Annotated in this window: 20 protein-coding genes; 3 read left to right on the forward strand and 17 right to left on the reverse strand. The window is 39.0% G+C overall.

Annotated elements, in window-relative coordinates; genetic code table 11:
* Positions 1-149: 149 nt before the first annotated feature.
* Positions 150-710, reverse strand: a complete 561-nt coding sequence (locus tag AB3N04_RS04970) for a peptidoglycan-binding protein (RefSeq protein ID WP_368505002.1) — start codon at positions 708-710, stop codon at positions 150-152.
* Between the two features lie 170 nt (positions 711-880).
* On the reverse strand, positions 881-1,324 hold the full coding sequence (locus AB3N04_RS04975) for a staygreen family protein (protein WP_368505003.1): 444 nt from the start codon (positions 1,322-1,324) through the stop codon (positions 881-883).
* Positions 1,325-1,576: 252 nt separating this feature from the next.
* Here AB3N04_RS04975 and AB3N04_RS04980 point away from each other — a divergent pair, with 252 nt between their 5' ends.
* A complete protein-coding gene (locus AB3N04_RS04980; RefSeq protein ID WP_368505004.1) occupies positions 1,577-2,389 on the forward strand; it encodes an STAS domain-containing protein in 813 nt (270 codons plus the stop codon).
* Positions 2,390-2,443: 54 nt separating this feature from the next.
* On the opposite strand, the gene AB3N04_RS04985 is transcribed toward AB3N04_RS04980, so the two are convergent.
* The 3 genes from AB3N04_RS04985 to AB3N04_RS04995 form a co-directional block, all read right to left on the reverse strand.
* The gene (locus AB3N04_RS04985) at positions 2,444-3,736 is read right to left on the reverse strand and encodes a DUF4179 domain-containing protein (RefSeq protein ID WP_368505005.1); all 1,293 of its coding nucleotides are present in this window, start codon (positions 3,734-3,736) and stop codon (positions 2,444-2,446) included.
* Complete coding sequence (locus AB3N04_RS04990) at positions 3,729-4,271, reverse strand: RNA polymerase sigma factor (RefSeq protein WP_368505006.1); 543 nt, start codon at positions 4,269-4,271, stop codon at positions 3,729-3,731. The genes AB3N04_RS04985 and AB3N04_RS04990 overlap by 8 nt, the downstream gene beginning before the upstream one ends.
* Before the next feature lie 205 nt (positions 4,272-4,476).
* Complete coding sequence (locus AB3N04_RS04995) at positions 4,477-5,073, reverse strand: hypothetical protein (RefSeq protein ID WP_368505007.1); 597 nt, start codon at positions 5,071-5,073, stop codon at positions 4,477-4,479.
* Positions 5,074-5,431: 358 nt separating this feature from the next.
* Here AB3N04_RS04995 and AB3N04_RS05000 point away from each other — a divergent pair, with 358 nt between their 5' ends.
* Positions 5,432-8,470 (forward strand): ATP-binding protein, encoded by a 3,039-nt coding sequence (locus AB3N04_RS05000; RefSeq protein ID WP_368505008.1) that lies wholly within the window; start codon positions 5,432-5,434, stop codon positions 8,468-8,470.
* 44 nt (positions 8,471-8,514) lie between these two features.
* On the opposite strand, the gene AB3N04_RS05005 is transcribed toward AB3N04_RS05000, so the two are convergent.
* The 8 genes from AB3N04_RS05005 to AB3N04_RS05040 all read right to left on the reverse strand — a co-directional run bounded on the left by AB3N04_RS05005 (position 8,515) and on the right by AB3N04_RS05040 (position 19,392).
* On the reverse strand, positions 8,515-11,757 hold the full coding sequence (locus AB3N04_RS05005) for a hypothetical protein (RefSeq protein WP_368505009.1): 3,243 nt from the start codon (positions 11,755-11,757) through the stop codon (positions 8,515-8,517).
* Between the two features lie 35 nt (positions 11,758-11,792).
* Positions 11,793-13,205, reverse strand: a complete 1,413-nt coding sequence (locus AB3N04_RS05010) for a glycosyltransferase (protein WP_368505010.1) — start codon at positions 13,203-13,205, stop codon at positions 11,793-11,795.
* On the reverse strand, positions 13,198-14,250 hold the full coding sequence (locus AB3N04_RS05015) for a HEAT repeat domain-containing protein (protein ID WP_368505011.1): 1,053 nt from the start codon (positions 14,248-14,250) through the stop codon (positions 13,198-13,200). Before AB3N04_RS05015 ends, AB3N04_RS05010 begins: the two co-directional genes overlap by 8 nt.
* A gap of 2 nt (positions 14,251-14,252) precedes the next feature.
* Positions 14,253-15,602 carry a response regulator gene (locus AB3N04_RS05020; RefSeq protein WP_368505012.1) on the reverse strand — a complete coding sequence of 450 codons (1,350 nt, stop codon included), beginning with the start codon at positions 15,600-15,602 and terminating at the stop codon, positions 14,253-14,255.
* A gap of 167 nt (positions 15,603-15,769) precedes the next feature.
* Entirely contained in the window at positions 15,770-16,888 is a 1,119-nt protein-coding gene (locus tag AB3N04_RS05025) for a response regulator (protein WP_368505013.1), read from the reverse strand.
* A gap of 384 nt (positions 16,889-17,272) precedes the next feature.
* Positions 17,273-18,190 carry an MFS transporter gene (locus tag AB3N04_RS05030; protein WP_368505014.1) on the reverse strand — a complete coding sequence of 306 codons (918 nt, stop codon included), beginning with the start codon at positions 18,188-18,190 and terminating at the stop codon, positions 17,273-17,275.
* 9 nt (positions 18,191-18,199) lie between these two features.
* Positions 18,200-18,871, reverse strand: coding sequence for an HAD family hydrolase (locus AB3N04_RS05035; protein ID WP_368505015.1), 672 nt, complete (start codon positions 18,869-18,871; stop codon positions 18,200-18,202).
* Positions 18,868-19,392 carry a DUF1572 family protein gene (locus tag AB3N04_RS05040; RefSeq protein ID WP_368505016.1) on the reverse strand — a complete coding sequence of 175 codons (525 nt, stop codon included), beginning with the start codon at positions 19,390-19,392 and terminating at the stop codon, positions 18,868-18,870. The genes AB3N04_RS05035 and AB3N04_RS05040 overlap by 4 nt, the downstream gene beginning before the upstream one ends.
* A 325-nt stretch (positions 19,393-19,717) precedes the next feature.
* Between AB3N04_RS05040 and AB3N04_RS05045 the strand changes: the two genes are divergently transcribed.
* Positions 19,718-19,894 (forward strand): hypothetical protein, encoded by a 177-nt coding sequence (locus AB3N04_RS05045; RefSeq protein ID WP_368505017.1) that lies wholly within the window; start codon positions 19,718-19,720, stop codon positions 19,892-19,894.
* Between the two features lie 99 nt (positions 19,895-19,993).
* On the opposite strand, the gene AB3N04_RS05050 is transcribed toward AB3N04_RS05045, so the two are convergent.
* The 4 genes from AB3N04_RS05050 to AB3N04_RS05065 form a co-directional block, all read right to left on the reverse strand.
* Entirely contained in the window at positions 19,994-20,884 is an 891-nt protein-coding gene (locus AB3N04_RS05050; protein ID WP_368505018.1) for a DMT family transporter, read from the reverse strand.
* Between the two features lie 210 nt (positions 20,885-21,094).
* Positions 21,095-22,321: an ABC transporter permease gene (locus AB3N04_RS05055; protein ID WP_368505019.1), complete on the reverse strand. Its 1,227-nt coding sequence runs from the start codon at positions 22,319-22,321 to the stop codon at positions 21,095-21,097.
* Complete coding sequence (locus tag AB3N04_RS05060) at positions 22,314-23,003, reverse strand: ABC transporter ATP-binding protein (protein WP_368505020.1); 690 nt, start codon at positions 23,001-23,003, stop codon at positions 22,314-22,316. The genes AB3N04_RS05055 and AB3N04_RS05060 overlap by 8 nt, the downstream gene beginning before the upstream one ends.
* The gene (locus tag AB3N04_RS05065; protein ID WP_368505021.1) at positions 22,987-24,192 is read right to left on the reverse strand and encodes an efflux RND transporter periplasmic adaptor subunit; all 1,206 of its coding nucleotides are present in this window, start codon (positions 24,190-24,192) and stop codon (positions 22,987-22,989) included. Before AB3N04_RS05065 ends, AB3N04_RS05060 begins: the two co-directional genes overlap by 17 nt.
* Between the last annotated feature and the right edge of the window lie 135 nt (positions 24,193-24,327).

Genomic DNA, 24,327 nt, shown 5'->3' on the forward strand with positions numbered 1-24,327 from the left:
TAACATTTATTTACCCTTCCTCACTCAATCAAATCTGCAAATGTGAAAAATGAGAAAAAAGAAGGAGAGAAAAAGGTTATTTAATTGAGTTCATTAACATAGTAAAAAGCACCTGAATGATTTCAGGTGCCCACTAAACTTTCAATCTCTTAACCATTCAACACTTTATCCATCACGTTTTTCGTTTTCGGCCCAAAAATTCCATCGTTCGCTAGATCAGGAAAACGTTGTTGGAATTTAATGACGGCTTCTTTCGTTTTAGGTCCATAAATGCCATCTTCTGCAACATTGTAACTCATGTCGTTTAACCCTTTTTGGAGAGTCTTAACCGCTTCCCCACGACTTCCTTCTCTTAACACTTCATCTGCAAACCCAAATGTATTAAATTCTAAAGAAAGAGCTGCATGTGTTTTAGGTCCGTAAATTCCATCATTCGTTAATTCTGATTTTGACTTTTGAAACGTAAGCACAGCCGTTTTGGTTTTCGGTCCATATACGCCATCTTCTGTTAACTTCGCTCCCATTTCTCTATTTAATGCACGTTGCATGATTTTAACATTCTCTCCTTTTGAACCTTCTTTTAATGTACCAGATTGAGATAGGTCAAAAATGTACGGAATATTCTCCTGTGCGCCAACCCCTGCTGGAATACCAACCATTAACACTGAAGCTGTCAAAATCGCTGCCGAGACCTTTTTCCATTTCTTCAAAGAAATCATCTCCCATAATAATTTATTAATTACGATAATAAGACGCGCGCCAACACGAAAAAGTTTCAATTATTTTGAAATGTTTATAAAAATTCGGAAATTTGTAAGTGGCTACCCTTCTAATTGAACATGCAAAAAGACAGATCTCTCTGACCTGCCTCATTTTACCTTTAATGATAATCCTTCGGTGTGCCCCAGTATTCGAATTTGTTATAAGTGGTGTCTGTTGAATCAAAATAAATCCATATGGGTGCATCAATCAGTTCTGAATGAGCTTCAAAAAACGGCTGATCTCCATAGATAATGGCTTCTAATGCTAGTGGCAATTCACGCCTGAAAATCTCATCTCGTATAACCGTGGTAACTGGCCCATAATCCCCGACATAGACGTATACATACAGAAAATATGAACCGTTTTGCATTCGCCACTCTGCCAATACCTCATCGCGCATAGTATTAATCTGATCATAAGCATATTCAGAACCTATTGTAAGAAATAGTTCTGCGGTGAGGTCTGAATGCGTTAATGTATATCGCCGTGGTATAACTGGCTCTGTTACTGTCACGCCCTCTCTATACTCAACAAATAATTTTTCTGGATCTAATCTACCCATCTCTCACACTCCAACTAAAGTTAATACTCATTTTGAATTAGTATATTCTTCCTTTTAATGGGTGTGAATTGACTAAATGGCCTTGCTAAAGTGAGAATTTTTCATTTATCACAAATATCACAAAGTTAATTCAACGACTCATTATGTAGGTACAAGAAAAGAGGAAAAATTCATTCTCCATATCCAATTTTTTACCTTTACATTAGGATTTCTTGTTCTATAATAAAACAAGAAAGTGAGGTTTAAAGAGCCATGTCATCATTATCAAATCTTACGAATCATTTTAAAGAGGATGCTTTACTACTTGCCGAGCAAGTGGTAGAGAATGTACTTAATAAGCTTCAATTAACGATTTCAACGGAAGAACACAATACTGCCATTTCAATGTATATGACATTCATGTCATTTATAGGAGATACGCTTGAAAGTGGTGAAAAAGGCGTACCTACTGCCCTCATTGAATGGAGTAAACTAAATGCTGAAGCAATCGTCGTAGCTGAAGGGAATATTTCTGATATTATCGTTCGTTATCCTCCTACACGGGAAGTATTTGCTGAATTGGTAGAAGAACTTAGTAGTCAATTCGAACTCTCTTTACGTGACTCCTTATATGTCTTCACACGAATTAATGAAATGCTCGATATTAGTTTAGATGAAACAGTGATTGCTTACGAGCGTTTAACTGAAAAATATAAAAAAGATATGCAAAAGGAAGTGGATGAGCTCTCCTCTCCTATTGTTCCAGTGAGAGAAGGCATTGCTGTTCTACCATTGATGGGAAAGATCGATTCCAATCGTGCAGATTACCTTTTAGAAAAAGTTGTTCCTAAAGTTCAACAATTGAACCTAGACTATTTGATTGTAGACTTTTCTGGAATATCTACAATGGATGAGCTAACTGCCCACCATATTCACCAAATCGGGAGTGTTCTTCGTTTACTCGGTATCGATCTTATTACGACGGGAATCAACCCTACATTAGCTTTAACATCTGTCAAAGGTGGATTAGATATGGAAAATGTGAAGGCTTATTCAAGTGTGAAGCAAGCGTTAGAAACGATATAGTTATACTTAAAACCGTTCAGACACATAATCTGGACGGTTTTTTTATGAAACATCTTACTGAACAGGTATCTCAAATCCCACATCATACACCTTCATATAATGCATCCCTTCAATCACAAGAAAATCAGGCGCTTGCACTCCTTCAAATAAAAGCGTACGCTCTTTCCATTCACGGCCGTTTTCATCGATAAGATACGTTTGATTGAGTGTCGTTATAAGAGGAATCAATTGCCCTTTAGCTTCAATTGATACACCATCAAGCATAATATCACCATCCGTTGCAAGCTTCACTTCGACCCCTTGTTCGGTCGCTACTACTTCGTTTACCCGTAGTTCTCTTTCACCTATGTCAAATGATGTACTCTCTGCATGCGCAAGTGAAATCTTCTCATCGATCGTCGCATACCCGACAAATTCTTTCATTATTAACTCCAATGAATGGATTGGCTCTGGTAATGCATCATAGCGAATATCAAAATCATACCCCCTTATCGTGGACTGACTACCGCCCCCTTTTAATTCAACTGGTTCTCCATTCGCCAATAGCTCCACTCCCTCTAAAGCAAAGTCCACTCGATCATAATTATCAACATTCAACGATCCTTCAATCACCGTAATCGTTGGAGTTGCTGAGATTGATTTAAAGGTAATCTTCCCCTGATCGACTTCTAGCGTTTCATTGATTGATTGTTTAATTTCCGTTTGCATCGCTTGATTTGGATTATAGGCAAAGGTTAAACGATTTTCATTCACTAGCCTACCCTCATCATACTGCCAATAATGAAGCGTTAATTGTTTAGAAAAGGCACTGACTGGCTCAAATGTCATTATTCCTCTAATTTCTGTTCCGTCATCATTCATGATCGACGTGCCACTCTCCACATGAGAATTTGTTAAAAAACCAGTCATTCGATCGACACTTATCATCTCGTACACATCCTCCTGTAGTCCAGACTGATTATGAAGTGTGTAGTACATTATCAATTGATTGGCATCGGTCATCACTCCATCAATCACGAGAATCGTTCCGTCCTTAAGCTCAACTTGTTTATCAACGACCTGCCCCATTCCCGCATCATTTAAATCATTCAACGTCCCCGAGGCGACCTCTTCAAATCCGAGAAGCTTCTTCCCGTAATATGCGAATCCATTAAATTGATAACCGACAATCACTATAAAAAATAATGCCGCAACCGTTGCAAGCTTCCAAATTGACTTAATCGGCTTTCTCTTTTTAGGAGGTGTCTGCTCTAGAGCATGCCGTAATCGACTTTCTAATTCATCAGGAGCATGTAGTGATTCCAACCGCTTTCGTTCTTCCGCTAATCGTTTTTCGACCTCATTCATCCAAGCCACCTCCTATATGATCTCGCATTTTCTTTAACCCTTGGGAGACCCTTGATTTAACTGTCCCAATTGGTACTCCGGTTATTCGTGCAATTGTTTCATAATCAAAGTCGTGAAAGTATTTTAATTGAATCGCTTCTCTTTGGTGTGCATTCAAATAAAGCAATAGCTCCTGAAGCTCTAATTGGTGAATGGTTTGCTCGTAAGGATCATCTATAGTAGATGGCTCTCCTTCATTTTCATTCATCTTCCAATCATCTATTAACACCAGTTTCTTTTTCTTTTTAAGCAAGGCCTTGCAATGATTCACAAGAATTGTTTTACTCCAGCTATAAAAGGCATCCTCTTTTTGAAGCTGATCGATTTTTTCGTAGAGCTTTACGATCATGTCCTCCATAGCATCCATCGCATCATGCGCATTCCCCAAATAGGTGAGAGCAAGCCGATAATAATCATCTTTTTGGGCGATAATTAATTGAAGCAATGCCTCTTTATTGCCCTTCTTCGCTTTGCCGACCAGCCTTTTCACATTCATCCCTTCACCTCTCTCCCCTATAAGAGTCTTCACAAGCAAAAAACGTTCATTTTATTTCAAATAAAATTCCCCAAATAAAAAACCCCACTCGTGTTAGCTTCCTCACTAAACTGGGAGAGGGGTGAAAATTCACCTTTAGTTTACCATTCATTTCAAATGATTCAGCAAAAAAGAGAGCTACGAATCACCGCAACTCTCCCATATCTTAATGCCATTCTATTGAATCAATAAACATTCGTAAACGTTGTGTATACACCCCACCGTTGTAATCTTCTCTGTCTGCATGTTTGTGATGGTAATACCAACCGTTAGGACTTTCAAACAGTTGAATGTATCCATCGATAAACTCTTCATCCATTCCACTATAATAACCATAGCCATACCCTGTACCTCCACCTAAATCTTCATAGTGCTCTAGATTAATATCGAAGGCTCCAAACATCGTTTGCATACTTCGTTGGAATGGAAAGTCGTTCTTCAACTTACCGAATGAATAAAAGCTATTCTCCGAGACCCCTGGTTCTGTAAATCGCCATTCAGTAAAATGCTCATGCTCAATTTGTTCAACCTCGGTTCCTTTCGGTAGATAGCTCGTCATACCTAACTCATCATCTACGTATAGCTCTATATCAACTTCTTCAAAATAACTGGCTCCTACATCAAGGACAACCTTTTTCTCAATGGGTCGATTATACTCAGGATGACGCTCGGTCTCTGATCCTTGAATGGTGTGTGGTATGTCCACTATTCTCATGAATGAAAAAACAAGCCAAGATGTAGTCCAGCTTTCTTTATCTTCCAAAAAGAATTCCCTTCTACAAATTCCATAAAAAAACACTCAAATCAGTAAGATCCGAGTGTTGAACCTTGAACAAAGTGCTTTTATATTCCATTATTATCCTAACATACACTCAGAGACTTTTTCTTTATAGCTACATCATGCATTCTATGATTTATTTGCCATTAGGTATTAAAACCTACAAATAAGCAGGTCAAAAAGACTCAACTGTTGTATATTATGTCTATACAACGTTTTGAGCTTAGCTATATGTGTTTATTCAAGCTTCTAAGACTTCACATGTACAGAATATACTTTCCATACCTCATCCGATCTTGCGCTTACAGCCATAGGATGACATTTCCAAGAAACAGGTGAAACAATGAACAAAATAAAACTTCTCTTTATAATAGGACTTTTTATCTTTGCCTTAGTAAGCGGCAGGCTTCTCTGGGCATCCTTTCACCATCACCCTAGTAAATCACTCGTTGTAGAAGGGGTTCTTGACTTACAATCTACCACTCTTCCACATAATCAACTGCTATCTTTAGACGGCGAATGGGAGTTTTTCCCGAATGTCTTACTCACTCCTAATGATTCAGCAGAACAGCTAGAGTCGTTTTATTTAGATGTACCTTCAACTTGGGATCCCGATACAAGTGAAGACTCCATTCAATATGGTACGTATCGCTTAAGGATTTTACTGAATGATGATGAGGAAATGAACACATATGGTATTCGTGTGGTTGATATTCAATCTGCTTCGGCTTTGTATGTAAATGGTCAACTGCTAGGTCAATCTGGTCAACCTGCAACCAATCTAGAAGAATACGAGTCAGCCCTTCTCACTTACTCCTCTACTTTTTACAATGAAGAAAAGGAAATTGAGGTGTTACTTCATGTGGCACAAGGTGATCATGTCTTTGATGGAGGGATTGTTAAATCAATTAAATTTGGCTATAGCAAGGCAATGAAAAACGAGATTGCCCTGTTATTAAGTAGCCAATTGCTTCTTGCCGTAACGTTCTTTATTCATGCCGTCTATGCAGGCATCATTTTCTTTTTTAACCGGAAACAAAAACTGTTCATATACTTCATGCTTCTTTCTCTAAGTGCTACGCTCATGGTATTTATTGATGATGATAAAATGTTCTTTTCATTCGTTCCTCTGCCATTTGATTGGTCAATTAAACTGATTTATTTTGTTTATACGTTAGTCTCGTTGTTTTTATTTACGTTCTTTAAGCATTTCATTCCTGAGTATACGACTCATTCGTTGTATCGGTGCGTCCCATATTTATGCATGATTTATCTCGCATTCATTGTAATAGCACCTACTTCACTCGTCCATCAATCTGGTTTTTTAATTGGGGTATTTCTGTTTCTTGCTTCAGTAAGTATTTTCACTCGACTCGTTCGAATGGCTGCCCATGGTGTTGAAGACATTATCTTTTTATTACTAGCAGGAACGGCGCTTGTAAATAATATCATTTGGTCCACTTTAAAACATCGGGGTGTCATTGAATTTCCATTCTACCCTTTTGATTTATTTTTGACAGTTGTTTTATTTGCTTCGTATTGGTTTAAAAAGTATTTCAGAAACTCTGAACAAACGAAGAAATTGACTGAGCAGCTTCAACGATCCAATCAACAAAAAGATGATTTTTTGGCTAATACATCCCATGAACTTAGAAACCCTCTTCATAACATAACAAATATGGCCCAAGTTATTCTTGAGCAAGAATCTAATAAATTGACAAAGAAGAGCACGCAAAACCTCCGTTTATTGATTACCGTTAGTAAGCGGATGTCTTTAATGATTAATGATTTATTAGATGTCCGAGGCTTACAAGGAAAAGCGATATCTTTAAAGAAAAAGGATGTATCCTTACCTCCTTATATTTCAGGAGTCATCGACATGCTTACATTTATGACGGATCGTAAATCAATCCAATTTGACAATAAAATTGATGAATCATTCCCTTACGTTCGAGCGGATGAACAACGTCTGATTCAAATTTTATTTAACCTGCTTCATAACGCGTTGAAGTATACAGAAACGGGCACGATTACCATATCCGGGACTGTAAAAGGAGAAAAAGCCTACATTCATGTGAAGGATACTGGTATCGGGATGGATCAAGCCACCCAAGAAAGGATTTTCCAACCTTACGAACAGGGGGATTCAAGTATGACGGCTATGGGAGGAGGAATCGGCTTAGGGTTAAGTATTTGTAGGGAGCTAGTAGAATTACATGGTGGAAGTATCGTTGTCACTTCGACTAAAGGAGAGGGGTCTATATTCACTTTTTCGCTGCCGATCTCAAATGACGTACAAAACCAAGAGCAATCCGCCACTCTCATAGGCAAAAAGGAGCTTCAACCATTTTTAATAAAGACTGTAAATGAAATGGACATTTTGCATGCAGCGAACAAACCTCGCATTCTAGCAGTCGATGATGACCCGATTAACCTGCACATTTTAGAGACCATGTTGTCAGAGCACTATCAAATAGAGACAACGACAAGTGGAAAAGACGCATTACTTAAAGTACGTACTAGTCATTGGGACCTAATCATTAGTGATGTGATGATGCCAACCATATCTGGTTACCAGCTCACAAAGACAATTCGGCAAGACTTCACGATGTCGGAGTTGCCCATTTTATTATTAACAGCACGTAGTCGCCCAGTAGACATTCATGCAGGATTTCTGGCCGGGGCAAATGATTATGTAACCAAGCCAGTAGATGCACTAGAATTAAAAGCGCGCGTTCATGCATTAACAGACCTTAAACAATCGGTCGAAGAACATTTGCGCCTAGAAGCAGCTTGGCTTCAAGCACAGATAAAACCTCATTTTTTCTTTAATACACTGAATACGATCTTAATGCTGATTGAGGATGATCCGATTCGTACAAAAGAGTTATTAGAAGTGTTCTGTCACTATTTACAGATGAGCTATAATTTTAATAATGTTGATAAAGTCGTACCAATCAGCGATGAGCTTGACTTAGTCGAATCATACGTTTTTATTATGAATGAACGGTTTAAGGATCAAGTTCATGTGATGTATGAAGTGGATGAAACGATTCAGGATACCTTCATTCCTCCTTTATCGATTCAACCATTAATTGAAAATGCTCTCCAACATGGCTTTTTAAACTGCTCACAAAAAGGGGAAATCCATATTCAGATCATCCGACATTCAGATTTTATTGAAGTGTCCGTGTCAGATAATGGTGTTGGAATGAGCCCACGGAAGATTCAATCTTTATTTACCCCATCTTCAAAAAAGGGGCATGGTGTTGGACTAATCAACATCGACCGCCGTTTGAAGCAGATGTACGGAAGAGGACTACAGGTTCATAGTGTAGTGGATGAAGGAACACGCTTTTCATTTTCGATTCCGATTAAATAAAAAAGAGAGACGACCGGTTGCATCACAACCGATCGTCTTTTTTGTCAGTCACCAGATAAAAAGGCCTCTTGAACCTTATAGTAGGATTGCTTTAATCGTTCCTCATACTGAGGCGTCACCCAATCTTCCCATTCATACATGTTCATGTCTGATGCCGAAAGAGTACCTTCAGATAGCTTCGGAAAGGAATCATGTACTTTATATGAATCTTGACCTTTTTCTAATAGAAGTGCGCCGATATGAATACCTTCAATCGTGATGCTGCCTTCAGGGTTAAAGTAAAGGTCCGCCATCACCTCTTTAGAACTTGGATCTTTTACATTTAACAACAGCCAAGGAATTCGAATTTCGATGACTCCCTCTTCTTCATTCACATAAAAATCAGCTAGTGAATCATACTCGCTGGCATTTGGGTTCCCATTTCCATGACGCAGCTTACCCGTTTCATAATAACTAAATGGAATCACCTTCTCCTGGCTCGGAATGAACAATTCCTGGTTCAATGCTAAATGAATCGGTTCAAATTTCCCACTATTTTTAATTGGAAGTGGCTCATCTTGATTAAGCATTTTGAATTGATACGTATATTGGAGCTTAAAGAAATCATAATAGGAATCAACTTTTAAAGAAGCCTCATCTAACCCTTTCAGGTCAATCATAAAGTCTATACCATTCTCAGCTTTAAGATCTTTGATTCCCTCTAGATGATGATTTCCTTGCTCTGGAATCGTATCAAGTAAGATCATTGGATGAATATCCTCAAATAAAGCTTCTGAAGTGTGGTCTACTTCTAGCTTCAAATAAAGATAACGCTCATCGTGATCGGCATGCAGTGATTTTAAAGGTTGATTTGCGGCGGCGTATATCGGCTCATTTTCTTCCCAATCACTCACATCCCCATCGACTTTAATTTTATGGCGATCAAAGCTCAGTAGACCAAATTGCTGTTCATTCGTTTGGGCATTGGACCAGAAAGGACGGTGATCTGGATTATCATAATCCATCGTGTTCCATGTTCGTTTAAACCACTCATCTTGCCAAGTGAACACTAATCCCCCTAACATCCCCTCATGAATAATATCTTCATATAAATGCTTTATGATTTCTCCTTGCTCTTGCTCAGAAAGAAACCCTTGATTCCATCCAAACGGGTTCTCATGCGTTAACCCTCTCGACCCAGGTACACCAAACTCTGCAATTAACACCGGAATGTCATGCGCTTGATGAAGTTCCTGTAAATAAGCTGCATAATTGTTCGGTTGACCTCGATGATCTTCAAATTCTAAGTAAGACTCTTCAAAATTAAGAAAATCAGGGTAGTAAGGGTACACATGATACGATGCAAATTGATTGGTCGCTTCAAGTTCATTCTTAAGGTGAATGACATTTGGGTTGACCCCAACCAAATCTTCTTCTGGATTTGGCTCAGCAGGATGTTTTAATAAATCCGTTGTAACCCAGTTCGTAAAACTAATCGGCCGCATCCATTCATACTCTTTTTTCTCATAATCTAAGATTGTATCCATTTGCTCAGCTAGCCAGTATTCAAACGGCTCTGCCCCACTTGTTGTCACATATTCCCCTTGATAGTCCCCTATGTCAGAATGGAGCTGATTCGTATTTTCTACCATCAGTGGATACCACTCAATTCCTAAAATCCAACCGATTACATACGGAGAAACATCTGCCTCATACTTACCATGAGCATGCCCTGGTTCTGCCTCTACCTCCCGGTTTCCATGGATGACATCGACGATTGTTTTCATCTCACTTTGAAAATCCTCTGTATGCGATTCATCAAAGGCATCAAGCGTTTCTTCTAACGACTCCTCTTCAATCCATACCCCATGAAACAAATAGATTGGCGTCTCTGCTTCCTCATTGTAGTCTTTTAAAGCTTGGTAAAAACTAGGTGGGTGCAAGGTATAGACGCGAATCGAGTTCGCACCCATTTCCCCTATCAACTGTAACCATCTAGCGTACTCTTCATACGTAATGGCCGCTTCACCAGGGAACACTCCTGGCTTGCCCATTCCGATGTTGACGCCTTTAATGACGAGCTCTTCCCATGCCCCATCCACATACACCTCAAAGGCATCCTTATTGATTCTAGATGTATAGAGGAGATCGTTTTCGCTCGCTGTAGCGATTGGCTTCTTTTCTGTTGGAGGAAGCGCCTCGAGCTGATCCTCGTTCAAAATGCTCTTCATCACCGGTACATAGGTCCCCCAGAAAAACGCTTGCTCTGATTGATCCTTTTGGTTAAACCATTTATAGATTTGGCTCACCCCTTTGTACCGATAAAACGAGGGCACGCTTCTTACATCGGTAAAATCACCAGCAAAGTAATAATTTCTTGAAGCATTCTTTTCATGTTGAGTCATTGCAGCAAACTGCACAGGAATGCCATGCTCCTCTAGTAAAACCTCGCCTTCACTCGTCAAATTCCAGTTATAATAAGCAAGCACTTCCTCTGGATCTTTCTCTATTACAATATCAAACCAATACATGTATTCTGAGCTATCCGTAAGCCCAAATGCATTCTCTCCCTTTTCAGTAAATTGCAGCCGGACCCCATCTCCACTCACATGTTCACCTGTTACAAGTACAAGAAGTTCCTCAGTCTGATCATTCACTAAGACAAATCCTGGCCCAGCGTACTGCCATTTCTCTTCATATTGATCAAGCATCCATTGCGGGATCTCATCATTTATAGAAGAATCTAACTCATCAAAAAAACGTCCCGTCCACCCAGTCCATTCAATATTGAGATGATTCGTCATGCTCTCTCGTACCTCTGGGTTGGTTGGTGAAGCAAAGGAGTTAAATTCAACGATTAGAGTACTAGGTTCATTGTTTACATGATTCAATATCGTTGACCACTCTTCCATTTCAAGTCCCCCATATACAAAAGAAGAGCGTTCTCCCTTCCGTTTTTCATCGTCCTGCACCCAAGGGAGATCTTCTTCATACACCCCATACGTATCGGCTAAATAAATCAGGTCCACACCTTCATAAGAAGACGGTAACGCTTGAATCGTATGGGACTCTTCATTCTCATTGGGAACAAACCCATAATAATCACTCGTAAGATCCATTGGAACAGACGTCTTCTGGTAATGGTTTAGCAACCACGTAATGCCAAGATGCTCACGGAAGGTTTCATCTGGAACCGTTTTATCAATGATCGCGACCTCAATTGGTTCGGGTTCATCTAGAAACCAGGCAATCATCGGTAGTAGGCTGAGTAGGATTATCACACCAATAAGAATCAATAATTTCTTCATCTATTGACCAACCCTTTTCAGCTTGAAATGCATGCTCATAATTTTGAAATTCCTTTCCGTTCATTTTTATCCCATCCTCTATACTTGACAAGCCACTGCAAGATCCCTTCACAACGCCAGATCACAGTAAGAGGACGGTACCAAAACGATTCCAACATCGAGTAGAAGTAGAGCTTCATTACATCTCTCACTCTTGGATACTGATTCATACTCCAGACCTCTAATAACACAGACATCATTGAAAATAGTGAACCATACACGACCATTAATAATAAAAGTAAAATCGCCATCTCAACATACATTTCACCTAGAAAGAAAGACAGTAGGACAAAAAGATAGCCTCCAAGCTCAACGATTGGACCGATTAGTTCAACAAACCAAAAATACGGAAAAGCAACCGTACCGACAAGGCCGTAGCGAGGATTTAAGGTCATATTTTTATGAGTCCATAAGCTTTCTAGTAAACCTCTATGCCATCTACTTCTTTGGCGTTGCAACGTTTTTAATGTATCTGGCGCCTCCGTCCAACAGACTGGATCGGCCACAAACTCGATTCGTTTTTTTAGTTTTCTTTTTCGAATCAATCCGTGAATTCTGACGACCAACTCCATATCTTCTCCAACCGTATGCTTTGAATAGCCACCCGCTTCAATCGCCCACTTTTTTGAAAATACACTGAAAGCACCCGATATAATCAGCAGCATATTATGACGACTTAGGCCTACTCTTCCCATTAGAAAAGCACGTAAATACTCAATAACTTGCATCACCACTAATGGATTTCTAGATAGGCCCACTTTTAGGACACTACCAAGTTCAATCTCACATCCATTGGCAATTCGTATGCTTCCACCTGAAGCGATCACCTCTCCATCAGAATGAATAATCGGCTTCATTACTTTTAATAGCGAATCGTTTTCTAAAATGGAATCACCATCGATCGAACAAAAATAAGGATACTTTGAGACATTGATCCCAGCATTTAACGCATCTGCCTTACCTCCATTCACTTTATCCACTAACAGTAAATGAGGAAGAATAGCTGATTGATAAACACCCCTAATCTCCTCGCATTCAAGCTGTTTACGAATAACCTTATCAATCTTCTCCATATGAAATTCTTCAATTATCACTGATAACGTCTGATCTGTGGAGCCATCATTGACCACGATAATTTCCGTTTCTGGATACTTAAGACTAACTAATGAACGAACACTTTCGATGACACCTGCTTCTTCATTAAAAGCCGGAACAAGGATAGACACAGGCTTTACAAAATCATCCTGCAAATAATCATCATGACTCTCTTGTTTGTCTAGACGGTGTTCTTTCCTAATTTGAAAAAGGGAGAGCCCCAGTAAAAACGTATAAAACCCAATAACGATCAGCATGTAAATAGTGATCGTCCATCCAAAAAACCACATGATTGAGCTGAAAAGGTTATCCATGTTTTTTCCTCACACTTCTTAGAGATTCACCTGCAATATCGATTGCATACCGGTCTTCACCAGACGAAATGATTTCCTCAAGAACCTCTTTTCCACCTCTCGTTTGGATAAGAGACCTGGCTGCTTGTTGACGAACCCACCAAGAAGAATCATTCATTAATGGTCGTAAGTATATATTTACTTCAGGTACATAAATCACCCCAAGTAATCGTGCCATTAACATTCGCTCCTCCCAATGAGTAGATTCAATAAACGGAATATAGTGTTCGAAGTGATGAACATAGCCGATTTTACAAACAGCTTTCATAATTCTAATACGAATCTCCTGTTCCCCTTCACCCAACCATTTCTCTAGTAGCTCAATGTACTCCACCCTATTTTTCATTCCAATGACATCAATAACGGCAGATTTCATTATCGGCGGAAGTCGTTCATATTCACAGAGAATCTCTTTAAAAAGCTCTGAGTCTATCTCCGTTAAAATCGTTCGATACTCATTTTCACTTAATCCAGCATGTTGTTCGATGAGGTATTTAATCACATTAGGGTGGTTTACGCTTGCTAATAATTTGTACATTTGAAAGTACTCTTCCTGGGAATACCGCTTTCTTGTTTGTATCATTTGATCGACGATCCCGATTAATGACTCCATTCGATAGTCCACCATTCTGTAAAGAGCATTCATCCGCCGACTCCATTTTCTGCTTTTCAATGCCTTTTGGTAATAAGGAGCCAGTTGATCATCGGCGTACTGACTGATTCTAAGCCACGCTCCCTGATCATGAATATGATTTATATACGTGCTTAGCATATATTCAATAGCCTTTACTTTTAATGGTGACGTCGCACGTAAACCATTTGGTAATGCTTCGTTTTGCACGAGATAGCGATAAAGTTGCATGCTGTATTCTTTGTAATAATTGTCCAATCGTTTTAACTTCCTCTTCTCGATCAGCCGGTTCACTAACAGATAAATCAAAATTATCGACAGGGCACTTCCAAGCCCGATAATGATGAGTATGAGTAACTGAATCATGTCGCTCATAATCATCTCAACCTCTTTAAAAACCGTTTTATTTGAGCTTCTAGCATTTTCACATTAAATGGTTTTCTAACATAATCATCGACACCTAGTTCGTAGGCATGGATCATATCATTCTCACTCTTTTTCGTAGAGAGCATAATGATGAGATACTTATTGGTATTAGGAAGCTCACGAAGTTCATAAATCACTTCTAAGCCATCTTTCTTAGGTAAAATATCATTGATGATAATGAGGTGAGTATGCGAGCTTACATGCCATCCTGACTGCAAGAATTGTTGACCATCTTGGAACGTCTTAATGTCTAATGTAAAGTCCTCTTGATCATGCCGCTGCAAAATATTAAGCAATACTCCATTTACAATCGGATCCTGTTCAATTATGGAGACTTTAATGCTTTCTGTTTGTGGTGCCTTAAAATGATCGATTGGTACGATTTGAAAAGCTCCAAGTTCAATTGCTTGTATTAACCCGGATGTTCCTGAAGTAACGACTTCCTTCAGTTGAGCTTTTGAATCACGTATTTCTACCACACTCCCCGTTAAATAAGCATCGACTTCTATTGGACGCTGGTTCATGAAGCAAGGGACTGGATAGACATTGTTGTACACTCTTTTCAGGAAATAGTTCGCTTCCTTTTCTCCTGTAAATGGTAAGATGAGAGCAAAAGTATCATCGTTGCTAACTTTAAACAGCATATCTGTATCTCTTAATTGGGCTAATAAGAAGTCTGCCATTTGAATTAAAACTTGTTCAGCAATAAACGCAGTATGTTCTTGTTTAATTTCGTTTACGTTCGACACCTTCAAAAACACCATCGTAAATGGCGTCTTTTGTCTCTCTAAGGTGGCTACTTGATGACGATAAAAGATCTCTACGACTGTCTCTTCAGATGCATCAGTCAAATGAAGAAACGCAGATTGCTTTTGAATAGCTTTAAGGTTCATTCGTAGTTCTAACTCTTTAAGCTCAAAAGGGAAGCGAATGAAGTTATCGATTTTTGGGTGATGTGAGGAAGGGATGACTTCGGTTATTGTGCTACTATAGAAGATCGGAATGTTCTCCCACATACATTGTCTATAAATCGAATCATAGAACTCCTTTACAGTCACACCACTTGTTGCATAGATGAGGACAACTGCTTTTGGCTTCTGTTCATAAAAAAGCTCAATCGCCTTTTCTGTGTCATCACAAACAAGATAGCCCTCCCCCTCACTCGTAGAAATGTGTTCTTCTACAGTAGATGCGACCAGAGGATTTTCACAGAAACATAATAGGTGAAGTCGCTCGGTAGTGTCATGCGTTTTATGATTAAAAAGGGATGGATTTTGATTTACATCGGATTGATTCTTCACTTTTCTCACCTACTCACTTAAGAATATTAGCTCATTTATAATTCTCATTGTAAGAGATGAGCACTTATAAATCTCTTAATCACACTTACCTTTTTAAAGTAATCTCTTAAAGCACAAAAAAGTGATCCACTGACCGGAGAAAGGGCCATGTGAACCACTTTATTTAGCTAATTGACAATCGTATGATAAACAGCTCGAGTTGAATGTGCTGGCATAATACCTAGTTCTTCGTTTAGTAATTCTTTAAAATCTTGATACACTTTAATGGCCTCTCTGCGCTCGCCTACGTGAATGTAATAATTCATTAATTGTTGAACATATTTTTCTGAATAAGGGTTTTGTTGTAGCAATCGTTTAACCATGCAGACATACAAATCTCTTGCATGAATCTGTTGGAAATAGTCGCTCAAATGCTCTAAGAGCTTTATATATTTCGCCTGGATCAGAATCATTTTTTCTCGTGCCCAATCATACCCTTCACGCTCTAAATAATCGCCCTTGTACGCTTCGATCACCTTCTCCATTTGCCCTACATTATCATCAGTCAGTTTGAATGTAGCTATATCCAATTGATCAAAAGCCAAAAGGTCCCACTGGAATTGATCGAGCCTCAGTTTATATTTATTTGCTTGGAAGGTAATGACACTCACATAACCATAGCCTTTTAATAATTGGCGTAAATATGAAATAGAAGTATGTAGATAGACTTTTGCTTTTTTGTAGTCATATTCGGGCCATAACTGATCGAGAATATGATCACGATCGACATACTGGTCATGATGAGTTAGGAGGAAAGCAAATAACTCTTTAACTTTAGAAGTCTTCCATTTGATCATATGATCTCCATACGAAACAACTAATCCGCCAAAGGAAGTAATCGACAATGTCTCTTTTTTGTCAGGCATTACGGATACTGCCTCAGGCTTTATCTTCTGCTCTAAACGCTGAATCGTTTTGAGGAGACGCTGTTTGATGACCGGCTTCAATAAATAATCAATTGAGTTCAGCTCGAATGCTTGAATGGCATAATCTTTAAATGCTGTAGCAAAGACAATCTGTACGTTTTTATGATGATGCATTAACTGTTCAGCCAAGTCTAGTCCACTTACTTTCCCCATATCAATATCAAGAAAAGCAACATCAAACGCTACATTACTCACACTCTCTATCACAACACTAGAATCTGAGAAAGTAGCAACGACTTCAACTCCTCCGACTTCCTTTAGTTTTTTTTCCATAAATGCTAAGGACAACACTTCATCGTCTACTACAATTGCTCGTATCATCTTCCACCACCAACATGTACATCATTTTTACTATTATATTGTTCGATCAAGTCTTTATGAATGATTGTATAGCCTTATATATCCTCGGACCTTATACCATTGTGGAACACGTTCGGAAAGCTGATGAATAAGCCCTCTACATCGACACTAATTGTCGTCTAATAAGAATAGCAAAGGTAATGGAAAAACCTCAGTGAACCTTCCTGATACAAGTACGTATACGTCTGTGGGACTTTTTTTGCATCAATAGTTTTTCTCCTTTCTCTTCCCGACACGTTTTATATCCCACCAACAGAATCCTCTATTAAATCTTATTTATTCTACATAAAGAAACCTGCCTGATTGTTGTCAGAAACGTCCATTGAGAAATTCAGTACTACGTCTTCAAGCTGCCTGCTTCGTCATCTGGATGAATGATTTCTGCCTTGATTGAAAGATGGCAAACAGTACGCATAAAGAAATGGGTAGCATTAAACTTAAATAAATATAATTCGCTCCGTATTCTGCTGCAATCACTCCGCCAACGGAGATCGTAGCATCTAATAACCCATAGACGGCTGCTGTTTGTTGTAAATAATCGATCGTATAAACAGATAAAAAGCCTAAGCTTGTATGAAACACAAGTTGACCATTGAACATGATCACAAAAAGCCCTAATAAGAAGCGATTTCGCTTTAAATAGGTGAAGCCTTCTACGATGTCAGTGGCGATTGATTTTTTCACTACAGCCTCTGCTCTTTCTTTCGCCGCATTACGAATCAAAAGTAACGTTATGGAAGCAATCGCAAAGCTCCCGGTGACAATGGCCATGGAACCAGATATCGAGATCATACTAATTATTAGGCCACCAAGTGAGGCTCCTAATAACCCGCCAATAATCGCAGCTGATGACGATTGCGAAAACACCTTAGGTAGTTGTTCTTTAGGAAAACGTTCGGCCATAAAGGCTTGAATGGCTGGACGGAATAGTGATCCTGACATTTGCAGTACCATATGTACACCCATGATAAGCCATGGCTCTATGACACCAAAAAGAAAACAGATCAGTAAGCTTAGCATCGCCGTTGTACTTAGAAGGTTAGCCAGCACAGATAGCTTCTTACGGTCAAAGCGATCAACCACTACACCGAAAAACACATTCATAACAAGACCAGGCAGAAACCCTAAGCTAACTAATAACCCTGTATATATAGGATCATTTGTTAATTGATAGAGTAGCCAAGTGATCGAGACAAAATACATAGCACGACCAAACTCTGATAGAAAAAAAGCCACAACGATTTTCTTGAAATCTTTAATCATAGCACCTTCCTATCGAGCTAGGATTAGCTCTTCGATTAACAAAGGAATCTCAGATAGATCTTTCACAGTGGCATCTGCATCTGCATGACTCCAAAAACGATCTTCTTTCCAGATCACTCTCATCCCTACATCCCTCGCAGCTCTCACATCATTACCTGGATGATCCCCTACAAATACACTTTCATTCGCTTGAACATTCAATGTATCTAGAGCGTGTCGGAACAATGCCGGGTCAGGCTTCTTCATCCCTTCCCATTCAGATATGAAGATGCGATCAAAGTAAGACTCAATCCCTAACGCTCTAATATTATCAAACTGAAATTGCCCTTTTCCATTTGTAATCATGCCGATTGTCAGGTTGTGATTCTTTAATTGCTCTAGCATTTCAGTAAGATTAGGAAAAGGAACACAATGAAACTTAAAATCATTTAGATAATCTTCAAGCAGTTCCTCCCATTTCATTCCGGTGATGCCATACTCCTTGATTAATTGCTGATAGACTTTGTCTTTCCATACATACCCGCGTTGATCTAACTCAATAAATCGCGCCACGTACTCAGCCTTTGGAATATGACCAACATGCCTATCCAAGCGATCATATTGGTCATGAATGAACTTTTTAACCGAGGAATCTCGATCTAACAATGTCCCATCTAAGTCAAATAGCACTCCTTTGATCATAGGTCTTTACTCTTTTTCTTTGGAATCGTTAAACTCGTCCAACCCTCTCCTGCTACCTGCTTCGCTATGTAAACGATTTGCCCTGTATGATAGGAATAGTGATACATTTGCCGTTCGATTGCTTCGATCACTGTATGAGGTTCGTTCCTGATAAAAACGGTATGTAGTAGCTCTTCCTCATTCAAATTCTTTAATGCATGGAATAAGAATTCCCAACCTCTATTCCAGACCTCATAAAGCTGTTCCTTATTTTCAATGGTATTCATGAACTCCTGATCGCGATTACGTTCCTTCTTTTCTCCGTCAGTCGTTAAGAAGTCCGTCCAACGAGAGATCATATTTCCGCTCATATGCTGAACAATTACCGTGATACTATTTGACTTTTCATTCGGGCTCCAACAAAGAAGGTCTTCCTCCACTTGTTCAAATGCTTTCTCAGCTGTCTTCTTCATTTCTAGAAAACGCGATGTTACGACTCTAATGTACTCCCTTGAAAAATCTGTGCTTTGAGTTTGTTTCATTCGTATCCACTTCCTAGCGATAGACTTAACGTACATTTTATACACCCATATTATACCATCTTCTACTCATTTAAGATGAAAAAGAATCAGCTAAGATTGATTGTTTTTACGATAGCAGACTGGACATTCATCCCGGAAATAGAACGAATATCCTATTTTTATCAATTAAGAGAATGTTGTACAATGGAATCGACAAATAATTTAGAAAATAGGAGGTTTTCTTATCAAAAAATTAGTAGCAAGCTTAGTAGTTGTTGGCTTATTATCAGTTGCTGGAGGAGTTTCTGCACACGAACATTACATTCAAACTCCAAACGGCAAACATGTGATTATTTCAGAGGAACCACAACATGTTCATGATAATCATCACCCTATTCACAACCAACTTCATATGGGACCTTCTAAAGAGAAGAGAGCCATCAAAGTAGCGGCAGCTTTTGTAAATGAAGATGGTGATTACGTAGATGGTGATGGCAATCTATTAAATGTGGTGAATAGATAACTCTAGCTTATTTATTCGTAAAAAAGAACGTGTCCGCTGACACGTTCTTTTCCTATTTACTATCCCCTTTTTACCACGGGCTACCCACCCTTCCTCGGTTCATGTTCTAACCCTAAAATGTGTCGTCAGGATGACGCCCCCAATAACAATAAGAGCACCGATTACTTGCATAATGGTAATCGTTTCACCTAACCACAGGTAGGCTCCGATCATTGTTACGACAGGTAGAAAGTTCAAAAACACAGAAGCTTGAGAAGGACTTAGGAGATCCACAGCCCGATTATAAAACAATAATGCCACAACAGATGGAAAGATCCCTAAATACAAAAGACCTATTACATAATTTGAAGGCTTAAAGACCGGAACTCCTTTAACCAACCATTCTAGTAAAACAATTGGAAGCAAGACGATAATAGAGATGCCCGTCATTACGAGGATCGCAGCATAAGGTGGAAAGATATGCATATACCTCTTCACAAAGATCGAATAAATAGCCCAACATAAAATGGCACCAATCATAATGGCATCTCCAATATTCCAAGCAACAGAGGCTAACTGAAAAAACCTCCCATCCATCACCACCCAAATGGCCCCGAAGAAAGACAGGAGAACACCAACCCATTGAATCCTTTTTAATTTTTCTTTTAATAGAAAGACACTTAAGATAACCGTCATAACTGGGATAACCGTTTCAAGTACTGCTACATTCGAAGCTGTCGTAAATTGTAGAGCTCCATAAATAAAGGTATTAAAAAAAGCAATACCAGTTAGCGTCATTATTAAAAAAGGCTTTCGATATTCCCAAAACGTTCTACGAAATTTCCAAGCTGTAAGAAACCCAATTGGAAATAAAACTGTAAATGCAACTACCAATCGAAAAAAGGTGATTGTAAACGGTGGCAGTTCATTAATGGCCTTTCCAACCAGGATGTTCCCTGCATAAAATAAAACAGCAAATACTAATAAAATGTAGGGATAAATGATAGACACCTCTTTACTCTCGTCTAGTAGGATCTAAGGGTTCTTCATAGATTCCATGATACATATTTTCTCAGTTTAGCATAATCGCTGTTGTTTTGTATCTTCCTAACTTGCTTTTCTCTACAGAAAAAAAGCGACGCTAGTATTCAGCATCGCTCCTCATCTTGTTTACTCATACCATCATTTTATTATAGGTCAACTACTCATATTTCCCCCGAATTATTCATATCTCAAAGCATCAACTGGTTGTAAGTTTGAGGCTTTGACAGACGGCAAGATCCCAAATACAATCCCGACTAGCATCGAAAAGACAAGTGAACCAATAATGGCAGGAATGGAAATCATAAACGGCATCCCGATTATGGTTGAGATGATCTTCGCAATTCCTATCCCTCCAGCAATCCCCAGCATACCACCAATACTCGTTAAAACGATCGCTTCTGTCAAAAATTGCATGAGAATGATATGTCGTTTTGCACCGAGCGCCTTTTTAATTCCGATCTCCCTCGTCCGTTCAGTCACTGACACGAGCATGATATTCATGACGCCGATCCCACCTACAAGTAAGGATATGCTTGCAATCCCACCAAGCAAGAGAGCAAACGCCATATTAAAAGCGGCAATTTCTTCAGCGATTGCCTGTAAATCCATTACATTGTACATTGCCGTCTCCATTTCAAATGCTGATAAATCATTGTTTAAGAAATCAGCAGCTAACATTCCTGCTTCTTGTATATGTTCAGATGATGTTGCTTGAACAGCAATTTGAGTTGGAGCATCAAAGCCTTCAATTAGTGGCCATACACCTCTTGGAAAGTACATTTTAGGTTCAGTCCAGTCCCCATAAAATAAACTATCTTCACTTTTATCCGTAAAGGTTCCCACCACCCGAAACGGCATTCCTTTCACTTCAAGAAATTGACCAATGGGACTTGTTTCAGGGAACAACTCACTTTGAACATCTTCATTAATCATCACCACTTGCGCTGTACCTAAAAGCTCTTTTTCAGTGAGTTGTCTTCCTTCAAGTAGCGTCACTGGAAAAAGGTCAAAATATGCCTCATCCACCCCAATCGACTGGGGATAAGAAAAGTGCGTCAAATGAAAAGCAGGAGCACTCCATGATTCATGATACAAAGAAATGCCAGACACCATATCAAGACTGCGAATTTGTTCAATCGTCTCATCTTTTACAGGTGGAGCAGAAAGATAGGATGAGGTGTTATAAAACCCTTCCCCCATCATGCTGCTTTCCTCATACACAACGTTAATCGTATTGTTACCCATTCCGACTAAATTGCTTTTTAGTGCCTCGCTCTGGCCTTCAATCATTGAAACGATCGCAATAATGGCAGCAATCCCAATTATGACGCCGAGCATTGTAAGAGTTGATCGTAACTTATGAGCAAAAATAGATTGAAACGAAATACGAATATTCTCAAGCACTTGGGATCACTCCCTTCTCACTTAAAAGTAATTCACCATCTCGAATATATACGACTCGATCTGCTTTTTCTGCCACTTCACGATCATGAGTAATCATAATGATCGTAACGCCTTCATCATTTAACTCCTTAAATAAAGATAAGATTTGAGCACTTGACTTTGAATCTAGAGCCCCTGTCGGCTCATCAGCTAGAATGAATTTCGGTTGGTTAACTAGCGCACGTGCAATGGCTACTCGTTGTTTTTGTCCCCCTGAAAGACGTGTTGGCAAAAAGGACACTCGGTCACTCAAGCCTACTTTACTTAGAGCCTCTAAGGCCCTTTCTCTTCTTTCCTTCTTTTTAACCTTGCTATAAATCAAGGGCAACTCGACATTTTGTAAAGCAGTTAGCCTTGGTAGAAGGTGAAAAGTTTGAAATACAAAACCAATTTGCTGGTTTCGAATATCAGCAAGCAAACCATCTCGACTGGCTAACACATCAGCCTCATCTAACTGATACACACCCGAGGTTGGTTTATCCAGACACCCTAATATGTTCATTAGGGTGGATTTACCCGAGCCTGAAGGGCCCATAATGGCAAGGAATTCACCTGAATCAACCTTCAAATTGATATCCTTTAGTATCGCTATTTCCTCTTTACCAAGCTTGTAGGATTTGTAAATCTTATTCAAATGAATCATGATAAATGGCTACCTTCTTTCCCTCTGTAACAGATTCGTCTGGATAGACCAAATAATCTTCTAATGTGACCCCACTCACTATTTCAATCGTATAATCCTCTTCAAACTCCGCCCCTGTTTCGACAACTTGTTTGGTTGCTTCTTCCTCTTCATTCACTAGCCATACATATGGAATATCTTCATCAAACACTACAAAATCATGCATCACTCGTACAACATTTGGAGCTTGATTTCCCACTTCTTCCGAGATCGGTTCTACATTCACATGAAAACCAATTTCTAATCCTTCATGGTCCTCTATTAAAACGGTGAAAGGATAGTTTGAGGATTGCGGGTTTGATTCTCCGTAATAATCCATCATCTGATCATTTTGATCGTCTCCAACTGGTAGTTTACCAACTTCCATGATGGTCCCGATCCATTCTTCCTCCCCTCCAACTTTTTTGGTGATTTTAACTTTTTGATCTACTTCAATTGAATCTAATAAAAACTCGTTAATTTGACTTTTTATTAAGTAGGAACCAGTCGAGACAATTTGGATGAAGGCTCCTGGGGACTGTTCAAGACTAGCTCCATCAATCACATCTTGGTTTACTGACTGCACAATCCCTTTACTTTTACTTACAACAGCCGTAGATCCTGCTTCTTCTTCCAAATTCGCGATTTGCTTTTGCAGTTGACCTGCTTCAAGATTACTCATTCGTAAGTCAAATTGAAGTTGATCCAGCTCTTCTTGAATTAACTCTTTCTCTTCTTCATCCTGTGCTTCTTTCAAGCTCTTTTCTAATTTTTTCTTTTTCTTATCACTCTGGTTAATTTGAAGATAAGACATATCAAGCTGCATCTTCAATTGTTCGAGTTCTAACGTCGAATCATCAAGTGGCTCATAGACAAAAAGCTCGGTTCCTTCTTCAATCAACTCTCCCTCTTGAACAAACACTTCCTCTATCGTTCCTTTATCTGGTTCATAGTATATTTTTTCATGCTTTTCAGGCTCAATCTTCCCTGAAAAAGCTGAAGCTGAGAAATCTTCGGAGAACGTCATATTACCCACTTGCTCGACCCAAGGTTCTTCTAACATCGCATTCACTTCACGATCTCCTGTAAAGTATAGTCCTCCCCCAATTCCACCTGCTAAAACGAGACCTAACGCACTAATTCCAACAATCAATCTTGTTTTCTTCTTCATCATCTGACCCCTGTCTACTAGAAAATATTTCAAATAACTAGAAATATTATCTATTATATTCCAAATATTATCAATAGAATTTTATTCTAATAGTATTTCTTTGATAAAATCAAAAAGAACCAAGCAAAGGTCCCA

Origin of the sequence: Alkalihalophilus sp. As8PL (assembly GCF_040939795.1) — a bacterium.
In the GTDB taxonomy this organism is placed as follows: Bacteria; Bacillota; Bacilli; order Bacillales; family Bacillaceae_D; genus Alkalihalophilus; species Alkalihalophilus lindianensis.

What these genes read in the sequence shown, in the direction of transcription:
- AB3N04_RS04975 (WP_368505003.1), bottom strand. Translation starts at nt 1,324, where the DNA reads ATGGGTAGATTAGATCCAGAAAAATTATTTGTTGAGTATAGAGAGGGC.
- AB3N04_RS04980 (WP_368505004.1), top strand. Translation starts at nt 1,577, where the DNA reads ATGTCATCATTATCAAATCTTACGAATCATTTTAAAGAGGATGCTTTA.
- AB3N04_RS04985 (WP_368505005.1), bottom strand. Translation starts at nt 3,736, where the DNA reads ATGAATGAGGTCGAAAAACGATTAGCGGAAGAACGAAAGCGGTTGGAA.
- AB3N04_RS04990 (WP_368505006.1), bottom strand. Translation starts at nt 4,271, where the DNA reads ATGAATGTGAAAAGGCTGGTCGGCAAAGCGAAGAAGGGCAATAAAGAG.
- AB3N04_RS05000 (WP_368505008.1), top strand. Translation starts at nt 5,432, where the DNA reads ATGAACAAAATAAAACTTCTCTTTATAATAGGACTTTTTATCTTTGCC.
- AB3N04_RS05005 (WP_368505009.1), bottom strand. Translation starts at nt 11,757, where the DNA reads ATGAAGAAATTATTGATTCTTATTGGTGTGATAATCCTACTCAGCCTA.
- AB3N04_RS05010 (WP_368505010.1), bottom strand. Translation starts at nt 13,205, where the DNA reads ATGGATAACCTTTTCAGCTCAATCATGTGGTTTTTTGGATGGACGATC.
- AB3N04_RS05015 (WP_368505011.1), bottom strand. Translation starts at nt 14,250, where the DNA reads ATGAGCGACATGATTCAGTTACTCATACTCATCATTATCGGGCTTGGA.
- AB3N04_RS05025 (WP_368505013.1), bottom strand. Translation starts at nt 16,888, where the DNA reads ATGATACGAGCAATTGTAGTAGACGATGAAGTGTTGTCCTTAGCATTT.
- AB3N04_RS05030 (WP_368505014.1), bottom strand. Translation starts at nt 18,190, where the DNA reads ATGATTAAAGATTTCAAGAAAATCGTTGTGGCTTTTTTTCTATCAGAG.
- AB3N04_RS05035 (WP_368505015.1), bottom strand. Translation starts at nt 18,871, where the DNA reads ATGATCAAAGGAGTGCTATTTGACTTAGATGGGACATTGTTAGATCGA.
- AB3N04_RS05040 (WP_368505016.1), bottom strand. Translation starts at nt 19,392, where the DNA reads ATGAAACAAACTCAAAGCACAGATTTTTCAAGGGAGTACATTAGAGTC.
- AB3N04_RS05060 (WP_368505020.1), bottom strand. Translation starts at nt 23,003, where the DNA reads ATGATTCATTTGAATAAGATTTACAAATCCTACAAGCTTGGTAAAGAG.
- AB3N04_RS05065 (WP_368505021.1), bottom strand. Translation starts at nt 24,192, where the DNA reads ATGAAGAAGAAAACAAGATTGATTGTTGGAATTAGTGCGTTAGGTCTC.